This window comes from Nocardioides candidus (assembly GCF_041321175.1).
GTDB lineage: Bacteria > Actinomycetota > Actinomycetes > Propionibacteriales > Nocardioidaceae > Nocardioides.
In genome coordinates this window covers 1-20,522 of the sequence record NZ_JBGGWC010000006.1, presented here as the reverse complement: position 1 = coordinate 20,522, position 20,522 = coordinate 1, and the positions used below count along the sequence as shown (strand labels likewise).

At 71.6% G+C, this 20,522-nt stretch carries 17 protein-coding genes; 5 read left to right on the top strand and 12 right to left on the bottom strand.

The features are described 5' to 3' along the window. Positions 1–37: 37 nt before the first annotated feature. Entirely contained in the window at positions 38–2,908 is a 2,871-nt protein-coding gene (gene gcvP / locus ACAX67_RS21015) for an aminomethyl-transferring glycine dehydrogenase (protein ID WP_370705860.1), read from the top strand. On the opposite strand, the gene ACAX67_RS21010 is transcribed toward gcvP, so the two are convergent. The 6 genes from ACAX67_RS21010 to pepN all read right to left on the bottom strand — a co-directional run bounded on the left by ACAX67_RS21010 (position 2,896) and on the right by pepN (position 11,421). Next, complete coding sequence (locus ACAX67_RS21010) at positions 2,896–3,561, bottom strand: HAD family hydrolase (RefSeq protein WP_370705859.1); 666 nt, start codon at positions 3,559–3,561, stop codon at positions 2,896–2,898. The two genes, gcvP and ACAX67_RS21010, sit on opposite strands and share 13 nt — an antisense overlap. Beyond that, the gene (locus ACAX67_RS21005; RefSeq protein ID WP_370705858.1) at positions 3,558–4,547 is read right to left on the bottom strand and encodes an LLM class F420-dependent oxidoreductase; all 990 of its coding nucleotides are present in this window, start codon (positions 4,545–4,547) and stop codon (positions 3,558–3,560) included. The genes ACAX67_RS21010 and ACAX67_RS21005 overlap by 4 nt, the downstream gene beginning before the upstream one ends. Before the next feature lie 17 nt (positions 4,548–4,564). Continuing rightward, positions 4,565–5,959 (bottom strand): metallopeptidase TldD-related protein, encoded by a 1,395-nt coding sequence (locus ACAX67_RS21000; protein WP_370705857.1) that lies wholly within the window; start codon positions 5,957–5,959, stop codon positions 4,565–4,567. Next, positions 5,956–7,500, bottom strand: a complete 1,545-nt coding sequence (locus ACAX67_RS20995) for a TldD/PmbA family protein (protein ID WP_370705856.1) — start codon at positions 7,498–7,500, stop codon at positions 5,956–5,958. Before ACAX67_RS20995 ends, ACAX67_RS21000 begins: the two co-directional genes overlap by 4 nt. A 23-nt stretch (positions 7,501–7,523) precedes the next feature. After that, complete coding sequence (locus ACAX67_RS20990; RefSeq protein WP_370705855.1) at positions 7,524–8,894, bottom strand: DNA recombination protein RmuC; 1,371 nt, start codon at positions 8,892–8,894, stop codon at positions 7,524–7,526. A gap of 73 nt (positions 8,895–8,967) precedes the next feature. Next, positions 8,968–11,421 carry an aminopeptidase N gene (pepN, locus tag ACAX67_RS20985; RefSeq protein WP_370705854.1) on the bottom strand — a complete coding sequence of 818 codons (2,454 nt, stop codon included), beginning with the start codon at positions 11,419–11,421 and terminating at the stop codon, positions 8,968–8,970. Between the two features lie 25 nt (positions 11,422–11,446). On the opposite strand from pepN, the gene ACAX67_RS20980 reads away from it, so the two are divergent. Next, the gene (locus ACAX67_RS20980; RefSeq protein ID WP_370705853.1) at positions 11,447–12,343 is read left to right on the top strand and encodes an oxidoreductase; all 897 of its coding nucleotides are present in this window, start codon (positions 11,447–11,449) and stop codon (positions 12,341–12,343) included. 13 nt (positions 12,344–12,356) lie between these two features. Here the strand turns inward: ACAX67_RS20980 and ACAX67_RS20975 are convergent, their stop codons facing one another. Beyond that, positions 12,357–13,094 carry a peptidylprolyl isomerase gene (locus ACAX67_RS20975; protein ID WP_370705852.1) on the bottom strand — a complete coding sequence of 246 codons (738 nt, stop codon included), beginning with the start codon at positions 13,092–13,094 and terminating at the stop codon, positions 12,357–12,359. A gap of 51 nt (positions 13,095–13,145) precedes the next feature. Between ACAX67_RS20975 and ACAX67_RS20970 the strand changes: the two genes are divergently transcribed. Continuing rightward, positions 13,146–14,021, top strand: coding sequence for an LLM class F420-dependent oxidoreductase (locus ACAX67_RS20970; protein WP_370705851.1), 876 nt, complete (start codon positions 13,146–13,148; stop codon positions 14,019–14,021). Here the strand turns inward: ACAX67_RS20970 and ACAX67_RS20965 are convergent, their stop codons facing one another. Then, positions 14,022–15,206, bottom strand: a complete 1,185-nt coding sequence (locus ACAX67_RS20965) for a benzoate/H(+) symporter BenE family transporter (RefSeq protein ID WP_370705850.1) — start codon at positions 15,204–15,206, stop codon at positions 14,022–14,024. Between the two features lie 72 nt (positions 15,207–15,278). Here ACAX67_RS20965 and ACAX67_RS20960 point away from each other — a divergent pair, with 72 nt between their 5' ends. Beyond that, positions 15,279–15,809: a helix-turn-helix domain-containing protein gene (locus ACAX67_RS20960; RefSeq protein WP_370705849.1), complete on the top strand. Its 531-nt coding sequence runs from the start codon at positions 15,279–15,281 to the stop codon at positions 15,807–15,809. Here ACAX67_RS20960 and ACAX67_RS20955 read toward each other — a convergent pair. Both ACAX67_RS20955 and ACAX67_RS20950 read right to left on the bottom strand, forming a co-directional pair. After that, positions 15,784–16,314, bottom strand: a complete 531-nt coding sequence (locus ACAX67_RS20955) for an RNA polymerase sigma factor (protein ID WP_370705848.1) — start codon at positions 16,312–16,314, stop codon at positions 15,784–15,786. The two genes, ACAX67_RS20960 and ACAX67_RS20955, sit on opposite strands and share 26 nt — an antisense overlap. Continuing rightward, positions 16,314–17,141 carry a hypothetical protein gene (locus ACAX67_RS20950; protein ID WP_370705847.1) on the bottom strand — a complete coding sequence of 276 codons (828 nt, stop codon included), beginning with the start codon at positions 17,139–17,141 and terminating at the stop codon, positions 16,314–16,316. Before ACAX67_RS20950 ends, ACAX67_RS20955 begins: the two co-directional genes overlap by 1 nt. A gap of 79 nt (positions 17,142–17,220) precedes the next feature. Here ACAX67_RS20950 and ACAX67_RS20945 point away from each other — a divergent pair, with 79 nt between their 5' ends. Further along, complete coding sequence (locus tag ACAX67_RS20945) at positions 17,221–17,706, top strand: GNAT family N-acetyltransferase (RefSeq protein WP_370705846.1); 486 nt, start codon at positions 17,221–17,223, stop codon at positions 17,704–17,706. Between the two features lie 6 nt (positions 17,707–17,712). Here the strand turns inward: ACAX67_RS20945 and ACAX67_RS21685 are convergent, their stop codons facing one another. Continuing rightward, positions 17,713–17,928 (bottom strand): rolling circle replication-associated protein, encoded by a 216-nt coding sequence (locus ACAX67_RS21685; RefSeq protein ID WP_527891050.1) that lies wholly within the window; start codon positions 17,926–17,928, stop codon positions 17,713–17,715. Between the two features lie 1,421 nt (positions 17,929–19,349). Continuing rightward, the gene (locus tag ACAX67_RS20940; protein WP_370705845.1) at positions 19,350–19,835 is read right to left on the bottom strand and encodes a hypothetical protein; all 486 of its coding nucleotides are present in this window, start codon (positions 19,833–19,835) and stop codon (positions 19,350–19,352) included. Positions 19,836–20,522 lie beyond the last annotated feature (687 nt).

Genomic DNA, 20,522 nt, shown 5'->3' with positions numbered 1-20,522 from the left:
AGGGCGACCAGATCGAACGATCCCTGAGGTGTCTCCCTTGTCCGACGTCCCCACCCTGCCCGAGCTCGACGCCGCGCTGCCGTTTCTCAGCCGCCACCTCGGCCCCGACGACGCCGGCGTCGCCTCGATGCTCGACCGGCTCGGCTACTCCTCGCTCGAGGAGCTCATGTCGGCCGCGGTGCCCAAGGCCATCCGCACGACCGCGCCGCTCGACCTGCCCGCAGCGCTGAGCGAGGCCGCGGTCGCGGCCGAGCTCCGGGCGATGGCCGGTGCGAACAGTCCTCTGGAGAGCATGATCGGGCTGGGTTACCACGCGACGATCACGCCTCCCGTCGTGCGCCGCAACGTGCTCGAGGACCCGAGCTGGTACACCGCCTACACGCCCTACCAGCCCGAGATCTCCCAGGGCCGGCTCGAGGCGTTGCTGAACTTCCAGACGATGATCAGCGACCTGACCGGTCTGCCGACGTCGGGCTCCTCGCTGCTCGACGAGGGCACCGCCGCCGCCGAGGCGCTGGCCCTGGTCCACCGTGCCCGGCGCTCCATCAGCGGACCGTTCGTGCTCGACGCCGACGCGCTCCCGCAGACCATCGACGTGGTGCGCACCCGGGCCGAGGCGATCGGCATGGAGGTCGTGGTGGCCGACCTGACCCAGGGGCTCCCCGAGGGCGACCTCGCGGGCGTGCTGATCCAGTATCCCGGTGCCTCCGGCCGGATCCTGGACCCCCGCCCGCTGGTCGAGGCCGTGCACGAGCGCGGCGGTCTCGCCGTCGTCGCGGCGGACCTGCTCGCCCTCACCCTGCTCGAGGCTCCCGGCGCCTTCGGCGTCGACGTCGTGATCGGATCGAGCCAGCGCTTCGGCGTGCCGCTCTTCTACGGCGGGCCCCACGCCGGCTTCATGAGCGTCGCCGCGGGCCTGGAGCGCCAGCTGCCGGGCCGGCTCGTGGGTGTCTCGCTCGACGCGGAGGGCCGGCCGGCGTACCGCCTCGCCCTCCAGACGCGCGAGCAGCACATCCGTCGCGACAAGGCGACCTCCAACATCTGCACGGCCCAGGTGCTGCTGGCCGTGACCGCGTCGATGTACGCCGTCTACCACGGCCCCGAGGGCCTGGAGCAGATCGCGACCCGGACCCACCGCTACGCCGCGGTGCTGGCCCGCGCGCTCTCCGAAGGCGGGTTCGCACCGGCCAACGAGACGTTCTTCGACACCCTCACCGTGGCCGTCCCTGGTCGCGCAGGGGCAGTGGTGGCCGCGGCGCGCAGCCTCGGTGTCCACCTGCGTCAGGTCGACGCCGACCACGTCGCGCTCTCGACCTCGGAGTGCACGACGCGGGCGACGGTCTCGACGGTGCTCAAGGCGTTCGGGCTGGAGCCGGTCGACCTCGACGACGTCGACCGCAGCACCTCCGACGCGCTGCCCGGCGGGCTGCGCCGCGCGACGGACTTCCTGACCCACCCGGTCTTCAACACCCACCACAGCGAGACGTCGATGCTGCGCTACCTCGCGCGGCTGTCCAACCGCGACTACGCGCTCGACCGCGGCATGATCCCGCTCGGCTCCTGCACGATGAAGCTCAACGCCACCACCGAGATGGAGCCGATCTCGCTGCCGGGCTTCGCCGACCTGCACCCCTTCGTGCCGGCGTCGGACGCCTCCGGCTACCTGGAGCTGGTGGCCCAGCTCGAGAGCTGGCTGGCGGAGGTCACCGGCTACGACAAGGTATCGATCCAGCCCAACGCCGGCGCCCAGGGCGAGTTCGCCGGCATGCTTGCGATCCGGGCGTTCCACGACGCGAACGGTGACCACGACCGCCGGGTGTGCCTGATCCCGTCGTCGGCCCACGGCACCAACCCGGCGTCCGCGGTGATGGCCGGCATGTCGGTCGTCGTGGTCAAGGCCAACGACGACGGCACGGTCGATCTCGACGACCTGCGCGCCAAGTGCGCGCAGCACTCGGCCACGCTCGCCGCGATCATGGTGACCTACCCCTCGACGCACGGCGTCTACGAGGAGACCATCACCGAGCTCTGCGAGATCGTGCACGAGCACGGCGGTCAGGTCTACATCGACGGTGCCAACTTCAACGCCCTGCTCGGCTACGCCAAGCCGGGGCAGTTCGGCGGCGACGTCTCCCACCTCAACCTGCACAAGACGTTCTGCATCCCCCACGGTGGTGGCGGTCCGGGTGTCGGCCCGGTCGCCGTGCGCGAGCACCTGGCGCCGTACCTCCCCTCGCACCCGCTGCACCCGGAGGAGTCCAAGAGGGAGGGCGTGGGTGCGATCAGCGCTGCGCCCTACGGCTCGACCGGCATCCTGCCGATCTCGTGGGCCTACGTGCGGATGATGGGCGCCGAGGGGCTCGCGCAGGCGACGGCCGTCGCGGTGCTGTCGGCCAACTACGTCGCCGCCCGGCTGGGTGAGCACTACCCGGTGCTCTACCGCGGCGACTCGGGCCTGGTCGCCCACGAGTGCATCCTCGACCTGCGGGAGATCACCAAGGAGACCGGCGTCAGCGTCGACGACGTCGCCAAGCGCCTCATCGACTACGGCTTCCACGCCCCGACGATGTCGTTCCCGGTCGCCGGCACGCTGATGGTCGAGCCGACGGAGTCGGAGGACCTCAGCGAGCTCGACCGGTTCTGCGACGCGATGATCGCGATCAAGGCCGAGATCGACCGGGTGGCTGCGGGCGAGATCGCGGTCGACGACTCGCCGCTGCGGCACGCGCCGCACACGGCGCGCGCGCTCGTGGGGGAGTGGGACCACCCCTACTCCCGCGAGGAGGCGGTCTTCCCGGCCGGGATCAGCCCCGACAAGTACTGGCCGCCGGTCGCGCGCATCGACCAGGCGTACGGCGACCGCAACCTCGTGTGCGCCTGCCCGCCGATGGACGCCTACGCCGAGTAGCGGTCCATCTCCCGGCGCCAGTCGAGCCGGAGCAGGTCGGTCACCGCGTCCTCGACGCGGAGCGCACCGGCCTGCTCGAGCTCGGCCTTGCCGAACCCGCCGGTGCGCAGGGTGACACAGCCGATCCCGGCGCGGCCGGCGGCCTCGACGTCGTAGACGGTGTCGCCGACGAAGACCGCGGCCTCGACCGGTCCGACGCGCTCCAAGGTCTGCTGGATGAGGTCGGGGTCGGGCTTGGAGCTGTCGACGTCGTCGGAGGTCAGCAGTGCTGCGACGTCGGACCCGATGCCGAGCAGGTCGACCGCCTCCTGGCTGAACTCGGGGTCGCCCGACGATGCGAGGGCGATGACGAAGCCCTCACCGGCCAGCTTGCGCACCAGGTCTGCCGCGCCGTCGAGGGGACGCACCTCGGCCTTGAGCTCGAGGTACTCCTCCCGCCAGGCGTCGCGGAGGTCGTCGCCGTGCTTCTCCTCGGTGCGGTCGTCGGCGACCGCGGCGACCAGGCGGTCACCGCCCATGCCGATCGCCCGGTGCAGGCGCCACATCGGGGGCACGTCGGTGATCCGGCTGAAGGCGCGCTGCCATGCGACCGCGTGATGGTAGGTCGAGTCGATCAGCGTGCCGTCGATGTCCAGAAGAACGGCGGCGCTCATGCGGGCGCCGCCGCCCGGAGCTTCTCCAGGAGGGGACCGGCGGCCTCCTCGAGGAAGCGGTCCTGGCCCTCGTCGCCGACCTGCACCACGGCGATGTCGGTGAAACCCGCCTTCCAGTAGGCGCTGACGGCCTCCACGACGGCATCGAGGTCGGGGCCGCACGGGATCGAGTCCGCGACGTCCTCGGGACGGACGAACTGGGAGGCTGCGGCGAACCCGGCCGGCGTGGGCAGGTCCGCGTTGACCGACCAGCCGCCGCCGAACCAGCGGAACTGCTCGTGGGCCCGCTTCACCGCGGTGTCCTCGTCGGGGTCCCAGCAGATCGGGATCTGGCCGATGGCGCGCGCGCCGTCGCCGATCCGCTTCGCGCCGTCGACGGCGTTCCAGTCCTCGACGAGCGCGGCATCCGGCTCGACCCCGATGAGGTGGTCGCCGTACGGCGCCAGCGCCTCGATCGCGCGCCGACCGCCCACCGCGACACCGATCTCGACGCCCTCGTCGGGGACGTCCCAGACCCGGGCGGAGTCGACCTGGTAGTACTCCCCGCGGTAGTCGACGAGCTCACCGGTGTGCAACGCGCGGATGATGTCGATGGCCTCCGCGAGCATCTCCTGGCGGTCCTGGATCGCGGGCCAGCCCTCGCCGACCACGTGCTCGTTGAGGCTCTCGCCGCTGCCGACACCGAGCCGGAAGCGGCCCTCGGCGAGGATCTGCAGGGTCGCCGCCTTCTGCGCGACGACCGCCGGGTGGTACCGCATCGTCGGGCAGGTCACGTAGGTCATCAGGTCGACCCGCGACGTCGCCTGCGCCACCGCGCCCAGCACGGTCCAGGCGTACGGCGCGTGCCCCTGCTCGGTGAGCCAGGGGGAGAAGTGGTCGCTGGAGACCTCGAAGTCGAAGCCGACCTCTTCCGCGGCGACGGCGTAGCGCACCAGCTCGCGGGGTCCGCTCTGCTCGGTCATCAGGGTGTAGCCGAACCTCGTCATGGGTGCCGCGGTACCCGCTACATGGCCTGGGACACGCTCGACATGTTGAAGTCGGGGATCCGCAGCGCGGGGGTGGCGGTGCGCGGGAAGTAGTCGGCGCCCCACTCGCGGCTGAAGCTGCGGGTGGTCGCGGAGGCGTGTGAGAAGCGGTCGAGCAGGTCGACCGGGCTCTCGTTCCAGCGGAAGTTGTTGACCGCCCCGGTGATCTCGCCGCCCTCGACGAGGTAGACCCCGTCGCGGGTGAGGCCGGTCAGCAGCAGGCTCTGGGGGTCGACCAGCCGGATGTACCACAGCGAGGTGACCAGGAGGCCGCGCTCGGTGCCGGCGACGAGATCGTCGAGCGTGCCCGAGCCACCGTCCACCTCCAGGACCAGGTTGTCGACGTACGGCGTCGCCGGCTGCTGCGTCAGGTCCGCCGTCTGCCGCGTCTGCACCAGGGAGGCGAGCTCGCCGTCGCGGATCCAGTCGGTGCGACCGAGGGCCAGCCCGTTGTCGAAGACCGAGTTGTCGGAGTCTGACGCCCCCACCACGGCGAACGGCAGGCACTCCAGTCCGGCGGCCGCCGGGTCGGAGCGGAGGTGCACACCGGGGGCCGCGATCCGCTCGCCGATGCGGGTGCCGGTCGGGCGGCGGCTGTAGACGGACTGCCCTTCCCAGGCGTCGCGTGCGCCGGCGTACCAGTAGGTGTCGACCATGAGGTCGGCGACCGCGGTCGGCGGGAGGATCGTGTCGTAGCGACCCGCCGGCAGGTCCACCCGGCGCCGGGCCCACTGCAGGCGCTGGGCGAGCTCGAGGTCGAGGGCCAGCGGGTCGATGTCGCTGAAGTCGGTCGTCGCCGCGCCCAGCCAGGCGCTGGCGGTGAGGTCCTTGTCCTTGGCGGTGCAGGCGAAGTGACCGGTCGGCTGGACGTGGCGCAGACGCAGGCCCGTGGACGAACCGAGGTAGGTCGTCGTCAGGTCGTGGTCGACGAACCCGTAGAGGATCCGTCCCTCGCCCGCGGCCCGGCCGAAGGCCTCCCCGAGCGCGGGCGCGACCCGGTCGTAGACCGTGATGTCGGTCGGGACCGGGGCTGCGTCCCACTCCTCGGAGGTCCGGCCGCCGAGGAGCGGCCGCGCGTCGTCGGCCGGATCGGCCGCCCGGGCGGCGGCATCCGCCGCGTTGACCAGTGCGGTGACCTCGTCGACCGTGGTCGCGCTCCCGCTGGCCGAGGCGGCCGCGGTGCCGGCGCCCGACGCGGTGAAGGAGACGACGGTCGCCCGGCGCGCACTCATCTGGCCGTTGGTCGTCAGCGTGTTGTTGGCCCAGCGCAGGTTCGCGCTGGTCGAGTCGCGGACGATCACGACGCAGTCGTCGGCGGTCGACGCGGCCAGGGCGCGCTCGACGAGCTCCTGCGGGGTCGGTACGGCGCTCACTTGCCGGCCTCCTCGGTGGTGTTGAGGATCCGCACGTCGCGGAACAACGCTGACGGGCAGCCGTGGCTCACGGCCGCGACCTGCCCGGGTTGCGCCTTCCCGCAGTTGAAGGCACCGCCCAGCTCCCAGGTCTGCGGCCCGCCGACCGCCTCCATCGCACCCCAGAAGTCGGTCGTCGTCGCCTGGTAGGCCACGTCGCGCACCTGACCCGCGAGCTGCCCGTCGACGATCCGGAAGAAGCGCTGGCCGGTGAACTGGAAGTTGAACCGCTGCATGTCGATCGACCACGACTTGTCGCCGACGACGTAGAGCCCGCGCTCCACGCGGCCGATGAGGTCGTCGGTGCCGGGTCCGTCGGCGGCGGGCTGGAGCGACACGTTGGCCATCCGCTGGATGGGGATGTGCCCGGGGGAGTCGGCGTAGGCGCAGCCGTTGGACCGCCCCGACCCGGGCTCGGCGCTCAGCTCGGGCATCAGGGCCGCCATCGGGCGGTCGAGCTGGAACCCGACCAGGACGCCGTCGCGGACGATGTCCCACTGCTGGGTGGCGACCCCGTCGTCGTCGTAGCCGATCGTCGCGAGGCCGTGCTCGACGGTGCGGTCACCGGTGACGTGCATGACCTCGCTCCCGTAGCGGAGGCTGCCCACATGGTCGGGGGTCGCGAAGCTGGTGCCGGCGTAGTTGGCCTCGTAGCCGAGTGCACGGTCGAGCTCGGTCGCGTGGCCGATCGACTCGTGGATGGTGAGCCAGAGGTTCGAGGGATGGATGACCAGGTCGTAGCGACCCGCTTCGACGCTCGGTGCCTTCAGCTTCTCGGCCAGCAGCTCGGGCACCTCGTCGAGCTCGGCGTCCCAGTCCCACGCCGCACCTCCGTCCGAGAGGCGGGACCCGCCGACGACGTACTCCCAGCCGCGGCCCACCGGCGGCGCGATGCTCGCCATCGCGTCGAAGACGTCCGACGTGCCGCCCATGGCCTCGAACCCCGGCTGGAGCCGCACCCGCTGCTGGGTGGTGCGCGTGCCGGCGAGGTCGGCGTAGTACTTGTTCTCCTGCACCGCGTAGAGCGACGCGGTGGCATGGTCGACGGCGGCGCCGCGGCACAGCCGGGCCGTCCAGTCGATCAGCACGTCGGCCTTGTCGGCGGTGCTGACGGCGAAGGGGTCGATCTCGTAGGCCGACACCCACGTGACGTCGTCGTGGACCGGCTCGGGTGCGAGCCGGACCGGCGTGGTCGTCATCGCGGCGGCGACCTTGGCGACCGAGACCGCCGTGTCGGCGACCCGGAGGGCCTCCGCCTCGCTCAGCACCACCCCGGCGGCGAACCCCCAGGCCCCGCCGTGGACGACCCGCACCGCGAAGCCGACGGTGTCGGCGTCGGCCGCGCCCTGGAGCGCCTCGTCACGGACCAGGATCCGTTGCGAGCGGATCCGCTCGAAGCGGAAGTCGGCGTGCTCGGCGCCGAGCTCGGCGGCGCGAGCGAGGGCGACCTCCCCGAGGCTGCGGTAGGGGAGTGAGAGGAACGTGCTGTCCAGCTCGGGCATGCCCTGAAACTACCTCGGCGCGGTCAGCCGGCGTCGCGGTCGTCCTCGACGATCTCGGCGTCGACCGCCTCGACGTCGAAGTCGAAGGTCAGCTCGTCACGGTCGAGGTCGGCGATCGCCTCGAGGTCGGGACTCGTCATGGACCGCGGCGCCTCCTCGATCGGCGCCGGGGCGGGCAGCTGGGTGGCGAGCGGCTCGGCCGCGTTGAGCTTGCGCGCCGCGGGGAGCACCGAGCGCTCGAGCGAGCCCGTGAAGGCGTTGTAGTCGCGGACGCTGCGCTGGATCGACCGGCCGAGCTTGTCGACGTGCTCGGCGAGCTTGACGATGCGCCGGTAGAGCACCTGCCCGAGCTCGAAGAGCGCCTGGGCGTCCTCGGTGAGCGCCTCCTGCTTCCAGGTGAACGCGACCGTCTTGAGCATGCTCCAGAGGTTGGTCGGTGTGGCGAGCACGACGCCCTGCTGGAAGGCGTGCTCCATCAGCGAGGGGTCGACGTCGAGCGCGCTGTTGAGCAGCTGCTCGTTGGGGATGAACGCGACCGTGAACTCAGGGCTCACCGGGAGCCCGGTCCAGTAGCCCTTGCGGGCGAGCACGTCGACGTGACCGCGCACCTTGCGGGCGTGGTCGAGCAGCAGCCGCTCCCGGACCTCCGGTTCGATGCCGTCGCGGTGGGCGTCCATGAAGGAGTTGTAGGGCGCCTTGGCGTCGATCGCCATCTGCTTGCCACCCGGCAGGTTGATCACCATGTCGGGCCGGCGCGCGCCGGAGTCGGCGTCGACGGACGCCTGCAGCTCGAAGTCGACCCGGTTGAGCAGGCCGGCGGTCTCGACCAGCGTGCGCAGCTGGGTCTCGCCCCAGGCGCCGCGCACGGCGTTGTTCTTGAGCACCGACGCCAGCGTGTCGGCGGCCTTGCGCGACTCCTCGACGGACTTCTGCGTGTGCCGGATCTGGGTGGCGAGCTCGGCGTGCTGGGCCACCCGCGACTTCTCGAGGTCGTCCACCTTGCGCTGCATCGAGCGGAGGTGCTCGACGACCGGGGTGAGGGTCTTGAGGACCTGGGTCTGGCCGTTCTCCGCGCGCTCGCGCACCTGCTGGGCGGACCGGTGCTGGGCGAGCAGCTCCTGGTGCTGCTGCCGCGCCGCCGCGAGCGCGTCGCGGAGCTCGTCGACGCTGGCCTGCGCGGACGCGAGGTCGGCCTGGATCTCCGCCCGGGCCTCGGCCTCCTGGCGGCGCAGCTGCTCCACCACCGCCTGGTGGCGGGCCGCGACGACCTCCGGCGCCTCGCCCGGGTCGACCGGCTCCACGACCGGCGGAGCAGGCGTCGTCCGGGTGCGGACCACCCATCCGACGACGACGCCGACGACCAGACCGAGGAGCAGCAGAGCGATGGATTCCATGATGCAGCCAGTCAATCAGCAGGGTCCGGCGAAACCCGGGAGGCGGCGCCCGGGGCGGCTACTACCGGGGCGGCTACCGCGGGAAGGCGGCGCGCACCGCGCAGCGCCGGGCGAGCTCGTCCACGCAGTCACGCAGCCGCCGGAGGGCGGCCGCCGGCAGGTCGAGCTCCAGGGCCGACCGGGCCTGCGAGAGCGTGGTCTCGTCGACGTGGGTGATCGGGAAGAACGCCTCCACCGCATCGGGCTGCACCCACCCCTGGTGGTGCGCGACCACGGTCGGCAGGCTCTCGAAGTAGCTGCCGACGTACTGCTGGGTGAGGTGTTGCTGGCCGGGCCGCCACAGCCCGTGACCGGCCGCCTGGATCTCGTAGAGCGGCACCGACTCCTCGCCCACGAGGCGCGCCCAGGCGAACTCCTTGCCCTCCTGCGTCGGCAGCGACGCGACCGCGCGGGTGTGCTCCACCTGGGCGTGACCGGTCGGACCGGCGGCGAGCGCCGCGTCGAGGTCCGCGCGGCTGACCTGGCCCAGCTCGGCGCGCCGCACGAGCACCCGCCACGTCAGGTCGGCGTCGGCCTCGATGCCGTCGGGGACGCCGGCGCCCTCCGTCCACCGGGCGAGGGCCTCCGCGTCGGTGGCGGTCGCGACGACGGCGCGGAAGGCGGAGAGGCGGAGCTCGGGATCGGACCCCGCGCGCTCCACCGCGGCGCGCAGGCCGGCGTGGACGCGGTCGAGGGTGCCGTCGGGCGCGAGCGGCAGCACCGTGCCCAGCACCCAGGGCATGAGGTGCCGCGCGCTGTCCGCCGTGTCCTCGACCGGCGGTGCGACCGCCAGGAGGTCGGCCACGGCGGCCGGGTCGATGAGCGCGTCGGCCAGCCCGAGCCGCACGCTGTTCCACATCGTCGCCCGCAGCTGGGGATCGAGCGTGTGCAGCAGCCGCGGCAGCGCGGCCATCGTGACCGGGTCGGGCGGCGTGACCGCCCAGGTGGTCTCGTCGGCGTCGAGGAGGACCGGCACCTCCGGTGCCACGGAGTACGGCGTCGTGCCTCCCGTGACCTCGAACGGCTCGCGCCGCCACCCCTCGGGCCCGCGGGTCGCCACGAGCAGCCGGTGGTGGCGCTCGGCGGGGTAGGCGGCCGGCGGGGTGCGGACGACCACCCCGGCCGCCCGGTCGAGGGTGAGCACGTCGGGACCCGGGGTGAGCAGCCAGTCGCGGACGAAGCCGTCGAGGTCGCCGGCCCCCGCCCTCGTCCAGCTCTCGAAGAGGTCGTGCATGGTGGCGTTGCCGAAGCGGTGCCGGTCGAAGTGGTCGCGCACGCCGCCGAAGAACACGTCGTCGCCGACCCGCACGGCCAGCTGCCGCAACACGTTGGAACCGCGGGCGTAGGAGATGCCGTCGAAGTCCTGGAGCGCGGCGAGCGCGTCCACGGCCCCGTTGCCGGCGACGGGGTGCGTCGTCGGCCGCTGGTCGGCGGTGAGCCCCCACACACGGCGGGAGTAGGACTGGTCGACCCACGCGTCGTCGTACTCGGTGGCGTCGGCGGCGACCCGGTAGCCGACGTACTCGGCGAAGGACTCGTTGAGCCACAGGTCGTCCCACCACTGCGGCGTCACCAGGTTGCCGAACCACTGGTGCGCCATCTCGTGCGCGATGAGGGCTGCTCGGTAGGAGCGCTCCGCCCGTGTGCTCGGCCCGTCGAAGAGGAACGGGTCGCGGATCGTGACGCAACCGGGGTTCTCCATGGCCCCCGCGTTGAATTCGGGCACGAACGCCTGGTGGTAGTCACCGAACGCGTAGCGCACCCCGAAGAGCCGGTGCAGCTCGTCGAAGCTCTGCCGCGTCACGGTGAACAGCTCCTCGGCCTGGGCCTCGAGCGGGCCCGCCAGGCTCGCGCGGGCGCTCAGCGACAGCCGGATGCCGTCGTGCTCGGCGTCGGCACGCACGTAGGGCCCCGCGACGACGGTGACGAAGTAGGTGGAGAGCGGGGGAGTGGGGCCGATGCGCCACTCGCGCGCGCCGTCGCCCGCGCCGACCTCCTCCGCCCGAGCGTTGCCGACCACCAGCCAGTCGTCGGGCGCCGTCACGTGGAGCGTGTACGGCGCCTTCAGGTCGGGCTGGTCGAAGCAGGCGAAGATCGTGGCGGCGGCGTCCATGAAGCACATGCCGTAGAGGTAGGCGCGGCCGTCGACCGGATCGACGCTGCGGTGCAGTCCCTCGCCGTCGTTGCGGTAGGGCATCGTCGCCTCGACGACGAGCTCGTGGGCTCCCGGTGACAGGTGGAGCGGCAGGCGGCCCTCGACCAGCGAGCCCGGGTCGAGGTCGGCGCCGTCGAGGGTCGCGCGGTGGAGCGCGACGGGTCGGACGTCGGCGAACGTCTCCCCGCCGCGCGAGTCGAACCGGATCGTCGTGACCGACCGGAAGACGGTGTCGTCCCCGGTGAGGTCGAGCCGGACGTCGTAGTGCTGGATCGCGAGGAGCGACCTCCGCGCGGTCGCCTCGTCACGGGTCAGACTTCGCCACCTGGTCACGGTAAAGCACCCTAGTGTTCGGTCCATGCGACCGTGGACTGCCGTGCCTGCGCAACAGGGCCGACGCTTCGTGATCACCGGCGCCAACAGCGGCGTGGGCTTCCAGGCGGCGCGGGTCCTCGGCTCGCGTGGCGCCGAGGTCGTGCTGGCGTGCCGCAACCTCGACAAGGGGGAGGCGGCCGCACGGCAGGTCCCGGGCCACGACCAGGGGCGGGTCGTCGTACGCGAGCTCGACGTCTCGGACCTGGACTCGGTGCGGTCGTTCGCCGCTGCGCTCCAGGAGGAGTACGACGGCATCGACGTCCTGGTCAACAACGCCGGCGTCCTCGGGGCACCCTTCGGGCTCACGCCGCAGGGCGTCGAGATGCACTTCGCCACCAACCACCTGGGGCACTTCGCGCTCGCCAACCTGCTGCTCCCGCGGATCCGCGACCGGGTGGTCGTGACCAGCTCGCGCGAGCACCGTCGGGCGAAGGGGATCGACCTCGACGACCTCGCCTGGGAGAAGAGGCCCTACCGCGCCTACACCGCCTACGCGCAGTCGAAGCTCGCCGACCTGTTGTTCATGGCCGAGCTCCAGCGACGCCTCTCCGCCGTCGGCTCGTCGGTCCGCGCGGTCGGTGCGCACCCGGGCGCGTCATCGACGAACATCACCAGCGGGTCGGGCAACCCGGTGCTCACCTGGATCGGGTTCCACGGCCAGCGGCTGGTGAGCATGCCGGCCTGGCGGGGTGCGCTCAACACCGTCTACGCCGCGACGATGGACGTGCCCGGCGACACCTACATCGGGCCGCACGGGCGTTTCGAGTTCCACGGGTGGCCGGCGGCTGCGCGCCGGAGCAAGGTCGCTGAGGACACCGACCTCGCCCGGCGGCTGTGGGACGTCTCGGAGGAGCTGACGGGGGTCCGCTTCCCCCTCTGACGTCCCCGCGAGGTCAGCCGATGCTGACCGAGTCGATCTTCACCTCGGTCTTGGGCGCGCCGTCGCCCTGGCCGTTGGAGTTGTCGGAGCCGGCCTTCGCGACGTCGGTCACGATGTCGACGGACGCCTGGTCCACCTTGCCGAAGACCGTGTAGGCGGGCGGGAGCGGGCTGTCGTCGTACACGATGAAGAACTGCGAACCGTTGGTGTTGGGGCCGGCGTTCGCCATCGCGAGGGTGCCGGCGCCGTAGGTCTCGGTGCCGTCGAGCTCGTCGCCGAACGAGTAGCCCGGGCCGCCGGCGCCGGTGCCGGTCGGGTCGCCGCACTGCAGGACGTAGATCCCGGAGGTGGTGAGCCGGTGGCAGTGGGTGCCGTCGAAGTAGCCCTGCTGGGCCAGCGAGACGAACGAGTTGACGGTGCACGGGGTGCGGTCGGCGTCGAGGTCGAAGGTCAGGTCGCCGACCGACGTGGTGACGGTCGCGGTCACCGTGCCGCTGACCGAGGGCGCGGCCGGGGGCGCGCTCACGTCGGAGGACGAGCCGTCGGACGGGTAGTCGCAGGAGCCCTGCGCCGCGGTCGTCTCCGTCGCGGTGGTCGTGGTGGTCGTCGCGTCGGAGGGCTGGGAGCTCGACGGGGTGGTGTCGTCGCTGGCCTTAGTGTCCGGGTCGGCCCCGCCGCAGGCGGCGAGGCTGAGGGCGACGGTCAGGGAAGCGGCCACCAGGGCCGGGCGGGTGAACGAGCGTGCGCGCATGGAAGGGAATCGTAGACACCTCGCGGTTGCGGCGGTGCGTACGGTGGCCCTGTGGAACTCGGCGTTCACTATGCGAACTTCTCCTACCCCTCGTGGGAGACCCGGCTGACCGACCATCTGGTCGCGACCGCCCAGGCGGCCGAGGCCGGGGGAGCCGAGCTCTTCACGGTCATGGACCACTGGTTCCAGATGGAGAACCTCGGCGGGCCACCGGAGCCGATGCTCGAGGCGTACGCCACGCTGGCCCACCTCGCAGCGGTCACCGACCGGATCCGACTCAGCGCGCTCGTGACGGGCGGCACCTACCGCCACCCCGGGCTGCTCGCGAAGACGGTCACGACGCTCGACCGGCTCTCCGGCGGGCGCGCGCTGCTCGGGCTCGGCGCCGGGTGGTACGAGCGTGAGCACCTCGGCCTCGGCGTGCCCTTCCCCGCGATGGCCGAGCGGTTCGAGCGGCTCGAGGAGATCCTGCAGATCTGCCTGCAGATGTGGAGCGACGAGGACGGTCCCTACGACGGCCGCCACTTCCAGCTCGCCGAGACCGTCTGCGTGCCGCCGCCCCTCGCCGAGCCCCACCCGCCGGTGATGATCGGCGGTGCGGGGGAGCGCAAGACGCTGCGGATGGTCGCCGACTACGCGCAGTGGTGCAACATCTTCGGCGAGTCGCCGGAGGTGATGGAGCACAAGCTCTCGGTGCTCCGCGGTCATTGCGAGACGGCCGGCACCGACTACGACGCGATCCGCAAGACCATGATCACTGCCGTCGATCCGCTGGAGGACCCCGACGGGTTCGTCGCGCTGATGGGGGAGTACGCCGCCCTCGGCATCACCCTCGTGACGCTGACGCCGCACGGCAACGACCCGGTGGTGTGGACCGAGCGGGTCTGCGCCGAGGTGCTGCCCGCGCTGCAGGAGCTCGGCGCCTGATCATCCGGGTGCCGGTGTCGGCCCCGGTGCCGGCCGGCGGGTGACCAGGCGCACGACGAGACCCGCGACCAGCGCCCAGAACGCCGCGCCGATCCCGAGCGCGGTCATGCCGGAGGCGGCCACGACGAGGCAGACCGCGGCGGGCACGCGCTCGTCGTCGTCGGCGAGCGCCTCCCGGAGGGACGCCGCCAGCGTGCCGAGCAGCGCGAGGCCCGCCGCTGACTGGACGACGCCGTCGGGCGCTGCGGCGACGAGGGCGGTCAGCCCTCCGCACCCCGCGGCGAGGAGGAGGTAGGTGCCGGCCGCGCCCACGGGAGCGAGCCAGCGCCGCCGGGTGTCCGGTCCCGCCTCCGGGCCGGCGGTCAGGGCGGCCGTGATCGCGGCCAGGTTGACCGCGTGGCCGCCCAGCGGCGCGGCGACCAGCGTGCCGATGCCGGTGACCGCCATCGACTCCCGCCACGGCACCTGGTAGCCGAGCCCCTTCATGACGGCGACGCCCGGGACGTTCTGCGAGGCCATCGTCACGATGTAGAGCGGGAGCGCGAGGCCGATCACGGCGGCGCCGCTCCACGCGGGCGCGGTGAACGCGAGCGACGGTGCGAGGTCCCCGAGCGCGACCCGGTCGCCCGCGGTGACCCCGACGACGACGAGCGCGACCGCCAGCGAGGCAGGCACCGCCCAGCGTGGCGCCAGACGCAGCACCAGCAGCCAGGTGAGGACGACGGGCGCGACAACGGTGGGCGAGTCCGTGAGCGCCACGACCGGCTCGACGCAGAGCGGGAGGAGCACGCCGGCGAGCATCGCGCGGGCGAGCGGCACCGGGATCGATGCCACGAGGTCGCCCAGTCGCGGGACCAGCCCGGTCAGGACGATGAGGGCTCCGCAGACCAGGAACGCGCCGACGGCGGCGGACCAGCCGCCGGCCACCGCTCCGGTCGAGACGAGCAGCGCCGCGCCCGGGGTCGACCACGCCAGGGAGACGGGGATCCGGTGCCGCACGCTGAGCCAGATCATGCCGATCGCCTGCGTGGCGCAGAGGGCCGCCAACCCGGACGCGGCCTGCCCGGCGGTCGCGCCGACCGCGGTGAGGCCGGCGAGCACGACGACGAGCGAGCTGCTGGCTCCCACGACGGCCGCCACCACGCCGGCGACGACAGGGGTGAGGGTGCTTCCGTAGCGGGTCATGGGCGGAGTACGCTCGACTCTCGTTCGGTTTGCGGAACGTTCGGTTCACCGAACACTAGGGGACGGGGCGCGATGAGCACCACCGGAGCGTCGACGGGAGCCCGGATCCGGGCCGTGCGGAGCGAGCGCGGGCTCTCGCTGAGCGCGCTCGCTGCCGAGGCCGGCATCGGGAAGGCCACGCTCTCCGAGCTGGAGACCGGCCGGCGGAACCCGACGCTCGACACCCTCTACGCCCTGGCGGGCCCGCTCGGCGTGCCGTTGGCGGCGCTGGTCGACCCGGGGGAGCAGGAGGTCGGGGACGAGGCACTCACGTCGCTGCGGCTGCACGTGCGGCAGGACGAGCACAGCACGACGGAGGTCTACCTGATCCGGGTGCGCCCGGGCGCCACCCGTCCCTCACCCGCCCACGCCCGTGGCGTGACCGAGCAGGTGATCGTGCTGGCGGGGGAGGGCACCATCGAGGTCGCCGGCACCGTCCACGAGCTGGTCGCCGGCACCCACCACGGCTGGGCTGCCGACGTGCCCCATGCCTACAGCTGTACGTCGGAGACCGAGCTGGTCGCGGTCGACGTGATCGTCACGCCTCGGGCCGCCGGCCGGTGAGCTCCGCGCCGACCAGGGCGCGGAGCCGGGGATCGGCGGCGAGGCGCCCGCGCGCCCGGTGCAGCCGCACGCGCGCCGTGCCGGGCTTGATGCCGATGGTCAGGGCGGCCTCGCTGGCGCTGAGGCCCTCCCACTCGGTGAGCTGGATCAGCTCGCGATCGCTCTCGCTGAGCGCAGCGAGCGCCTCCCGCACGATGGCCGCCCGCCCCTCGGCCCTCTCGCCGTCGTCGTCGACCGGGGGAGCGACGGACCGCTCGGCCTCGGCAGTGCGGGCGACGCCACGGTGATGACTCAGCAGCAGGCGGCGCGCGACGCCGTACAGCCAGGCTCGCCGTAGGTCCTCGCCCGGCAGGTCGCCGCGCCGCCTCCAGGCCACGACATAGACCTCGGAGAGCAGGTCGGCGGCGTCGTCGCCGACGCGGCGTCGGAGGTAGCCGTGCACCTCGCCCGCCGTGGCGCGATAGAGCTGCTCGAACTCCGCCGCCGAGATCTGTACGCGTGTCATCAGGGACGCATCTCGGCGGGGATCGCCTGGGGGAGATCGGGGACCAGGCCGGGGATGCAGCGGACGTTGAGGGCGAGCGCGTCGCCCATCGCCGGGATCGAGCGGCCGTCCGCCGCGTCCTGGACCAGCGTCAGGTAGGCGAACCTCGTGTCGTCGTCGGCGACGACCCGCTGGCGCTTGCCGTCGATGACGACGGTGACGTGCGGGCGACGGATCTCCAGCTTGGTGTCGAGATCGCTCACGGCCGGCCAGGTGCCCGCCTCCATGAGCACGGCGGCCGCAGCCTCCCGCGCGTCGTCGTCGCCGCTGCGGACGGCGCCCGCCCAGGCGTTGGCCCAGGAGCAGATCGCGTCGTCGGCGGTGAATCCGCGGATCGCCCCGGTCGAGGCCGACTCGTCGGGAGCGTTCGTCCGCAGCTCGACGTACTGGGTGTGGTTGGAGATCCGGCGGGCCCGGTCGGAGGGGAACGGGACGTCCTGGGTGACGTCGACGATGATCTGCGCGAGGTCGTCCCCCGACAGGTCGATCCGCTCGCCGGGACCGCCGAGCCGGCGGTCCTCCCGGTCGACCGGACCCTGGCCGGTGTGTCCGGTGTGCCAGTCGAGCACGCCTGCCGCGGCCGACCCGGCGACGCCCACCGCCGCGACCGTCACGACCCCGGCGGTGACGAGCCGGCGGCGCCGGCGTGGCGTCGTACTCGATCCCATCGCGCCGGCGACCTGCGCCCAGCTCGCCTCCAGCTGGCGGTCGTCGAGCTCGTCGACGGGGGGAGCCGCGTCGGCGACCGCCGCGCCGTGCGCGTCGGTCCAGGTGTCGTCCGTCGTCATCGTTCCTCCTGGGAGAAGTGTGTCCTCGACCAAGAAGTGCGCGGGCGTTACAGGCGGAGGGCGCTGGTTAGCCTTGCGCGTGCTCATCCGACCTGCCGCAGTCAGCGACGCCGAGGCCCTGACCGATCTGCACCTCGATGTCTGGGAGGAGGCGTACGGTCACCTCATCACGGAGGACATCCTGCAGGAGAGGCGCCAGAGCCGTTCGGAACGCGTCGTCCGCTGGTCCCAGAACATCCCTCGTCCTGAGAGCGAGACGCTTCTCGCATGGGACGACGCCGACGGCCGCCTCCTGGGCTTCGTCAGCACCGGGCCGCGACGCGACGAGGAGGAACCGGAGCTCCCGGACCTGGAGGTCTGGGCTCTCTACGCTCGCGCCGACGTGTACGGCCGCGGCGTCGGTCACGCCCTGCTGACCGAGGCGATCGAGACTGCGGCGGCGTATCTCTGGGTGCTCGACGGGAACGATCGCGCGATCGCCTTCTACGAGCGGCAAGGCTTCCGGTTCGACGGAGCGTCGAAGACGGAACCGGTGGGGGTGGGGCGCCGCATGGTCCGCCGGTAGGGGCGGCTAAGCAACGTGAACTGACATAATGTCACTTATCGGCGATTCCCACCCAGGAGGGGCGTACACCGCCAGATGCAGGTGCGGAGTCCCCCGACGCTGCCACTCAACCACCCAGTGCCACCGCAGCAGACCGGCCTCTCGGAACGCCCGATGGAGTCGAGCTACTAGCGCGGCCCACTCGATATGCGTCTCCGGTGTGTTCCGCAGCGTCAGCGTCACGCCGTAGCCGTCGCCGCTCAGATCGTCCACGATCACCGACCACAGCCAGTGCTTGTGACGCCGCACCGATGCGGCCGACCAGCCGTCCACCTTGCCTCTCGCGCCGCCTGTCGGAGCGCCGTTGCCACGGCCAGCCGAGCAGCCGTTTTCGTAGACTGTCAGTGTCGCCACTGGACCTCATCCGTCCTGGTGATCTGACCCCCGGAGGCTGCAACCTCGCGGGGGTCGTTTGCGTTTTCAGTTAGCACCGACGAAGGGCCGTCGGGGTGCTCTCGTCGGGATATGTAACAACTAATCAAGGAGCCGTCCCCCAGGCGCGCCGACCACGACTCCCCCGAGTTCACTTTGCTAACTACAGTTAGCGCGTTATCGAATGGCGAAAACCGACGTTTACGCCCACCAGACGACCACCCAGCCGGCCACGCGGAATATCGGTTTACGCTCCCGCGATCAGCACCCCCGCCGGCACCTACGCCCGCTGGTGGACCGGACGAACCATCGACACCCTGGCCGCGACCCGACAAGGCCCCCAGCGCCCCCTGGAGCACCTCGAGCGGCTCCGACACGCCCGAGACACCCTCGACACCGCAACAAACTTCCTCATCGACGCAGCCCGCACCGACGGAGCCACCTGGGCCGACATCGGCAGAGCACTCGGCATCACCCGCCAAGCCGCCCGACAAGCCAACCTGCGACGAGAAGCACTCGACCAGGCCCGCGCCGAGGCCAGCCAATGGCACCTGCCCCTGCCCGTGCGACGACCTCGGCTCAGGTGGCTGCGACGACGAGCAGCCTGAGCGACAGAGCCAGGACAGACGAGTGGCGAACAACGAGACCTCGCAGGGCGCGTACGGATAGTCAGTACGCAGCCCCCGCCTGGCCGCAGATCTCCTCACAGACCTGTTCAGAGATACGGGTTCGTCAGCTGACGCCAGGTCTCGATCGTTGAGGTGCACCCATGCTGACACCCAACGCCGACACCCCGACCCAAATCGCGCCAAAGACCGCAGACGCGCCACGGACAGATCCGTCCCGACCGGGGAGCGCCTGCGGCCAGGTCAACCAGTCCTGACGAGCACTCTCATTCCGTCGAACCTTTGGCCACACACTCCCGAGGACCGTTCAGACGGCTCAGCCCTCGTGGCCCCCGGGACGCAACATCAACAACCGGGACGATCTATCCACGTGCTCGCAACCGAGGCTAGAACACACCACCGACACCGGGGCCAAGACCGAATGAATCGGTACGGCGGCGTGCCCACCCCCACCCCGGCTCGTACCTCGCCGACGCGGGGCCCCTGGGCACCCGAGAGCCGCCGCCCCGTACCCAAGACCGCCACGAGAACCGCGCACACCACGCGGCAGTAGCGTGCGACACCGCGCACGCCGAGCGGCAGTAGCGTGCACCTGCGTCGGCGGTCCTAACTGATCGAGAGTGCCGTGGCACCGGGTAGCGCCTTGACCTCGCCGTTCTCGCCCGTCTGCACACCGATCAGGCACTCTTGCCCGGACTCTGCGTCGACGGTGATGTTCATGGCGCGAACCGTGAAGTCTGGGGTCGGGCTGCCTGGCGGCACGAGGTGTCCGGTTGTCACTGTGTTCGGGAATGTGCCGATCAATCTGATCAGAAGTTCGCGACCTGACGCGCAGACGTGGCCGGTGTTCGAGCTTTCGATCTTCCCCTGGCGCCCGATGACGGAGGCGCTCGACACGGAGGCCCCTTGCTCGGCGATGACGCGGCGGGCGACTGCCTCGGCTTTGGCGATCTCGTCCTGGCTCAACGTTGTCCCTGCGCCGCTCCTGCTCGGGTCCGGCGTGTGATCTGAGGAGCACGCGGCGAGCGTCGACACCACCAGCAGGATGGCGATGACGAACGAGGTTCTCACAGTCATGCGACGGCGCGCCATGCCAAATGGTTGCATGCGCACAGATGAAATGCCCGGTCAGTGTGTGCCGACCAGCGGTCCAAAGCGCACGCCGAGCGGCAGTAGCGCGCCGTCGTGCACATTCGACGTCAGGTTCTCACTCTGCATTCGGTCCGCTTGCGTCGAACGTGTCTCGCCAACGGCTTCGTCCGCCAATCGGAACCTTCCTCTGAAGACTGCGCAACAGGCGCACCGAGGTCTCATCCGAGAAACCCGTCGTAATGGACCAGTCCCAACCCGATCCGACGACATTGCTCGCGAAGACGATCTCGGTTGCTAGGAGGCTCCGAACCCAATCGTGTCGCGACATGGGTTCGTGACGACCTAGCCGTTCCCAGATCAGGTGGCCCTCTTCATGGAGGTTGGTCACGTCGCGGAACCCCATCGCGAACGCAAGCGCGTCTGTGCAGCGCGCTGGACCGCCCCATTCGCTAAGGCCGCATCTGAGAAAGCGCCGCTCTTCGTCAGTAAGCGCTACATCGATCAGGTGCCCAGGCTTCATCGCCACATCATGACCGTGCCCGACACGGTGACGCGATTCGCAACTCGGCTGCTTGTTTCATTGACCGCACGATCGGGGCTGACGAGGCTCGGTCGAGGTGTCCGGGGTTGTCGCTCTCAATTCGGCTGCCCACCTTCGGGGTGTGGCTCTCAATTGGCCTGCGCTAC

Bases quoted from the DNA above. Each gene is read 5' to 3' on its own strand.
- ACAX67_RS21010 (WP_370705859.1), bottom strand. From the start codon at position 3,561: ATGAGCGCCGCCGTTCTTCTGGACATCGACGGCACGCTGATCGACTCG.
- ACAX67_RS21005 (WP_370705858.1), bottom strand. From the start codon at position 4,547: ATGACGAGGTTCGGCTACACCCTGATGACCGAGCAGAGCGGACCCCGC.
- ACAX67_RS20995 (WP_370705856.1), bottom strand. From the start codon at position 7,500: ATGCCCGAGCTGGACAGCACGTTCCTCTCACTCCCCTACCGCAGCCTC.
- ACAX67_RS20990 (WP_370705855.1), bottom strand. From the start codon at position 8,894: ATGGAATCCATCGCTCTGCTGCTCCTCGGTCTGGTCGTCGGCGTCGTC.
- ACAX67_RS20980 (WP_370705853.1), top strand. From the start codon at position 11,447: ATGCGACCGTGGACTGCCGTGCCTGCGCAACAGGGCCGACGCTTCGTG.
- ACAX67_RS20975 (WP_370705852.1), bottom strand. From the start codon at position 13,094: ATGCGCGCACGCTCGTTCACCCGCCCGGCCCTGGTGGCCGCTTCCCTG.
- ACAX67_RS20965 (WP_370705850.1), bottom strand. From the start codon at position 15,206: ATGACCCGCTACGGAAGCACCCTCACCCCTGTCGTCGCCGGCGTGGTG.
- ACAX67_RS20960 (WP_370705849.1), top strand. From the start codon at position 15,279: ATGAGCACCACCGGAGCGTCGACGGGAGCCCGGATCCGGGCCGTGCGG.
- ACAX67_RS20955 (WP_370705848.1), bottom strand. From the start codon at position 16,314: ATGACACGCGTACAGATCTCGGCGGCGGAGTTCGAGCAGCTCTATCGC.
- ACAX67_RS20950 (WP_370705847.1), bottom strand. From the start codon at position 17,141: ATGACGACGGACGACACCTGGACCGACGCGCACGGCGCGGCGGTCGCC.
- ACAX67_RS20940 (WP_370705845.1), bottom strand. From the start codon at position 19,835: ATGGCGCGCCGTCGCATGACTGTGAGAACCTCGTTCGTCATCGCCATC.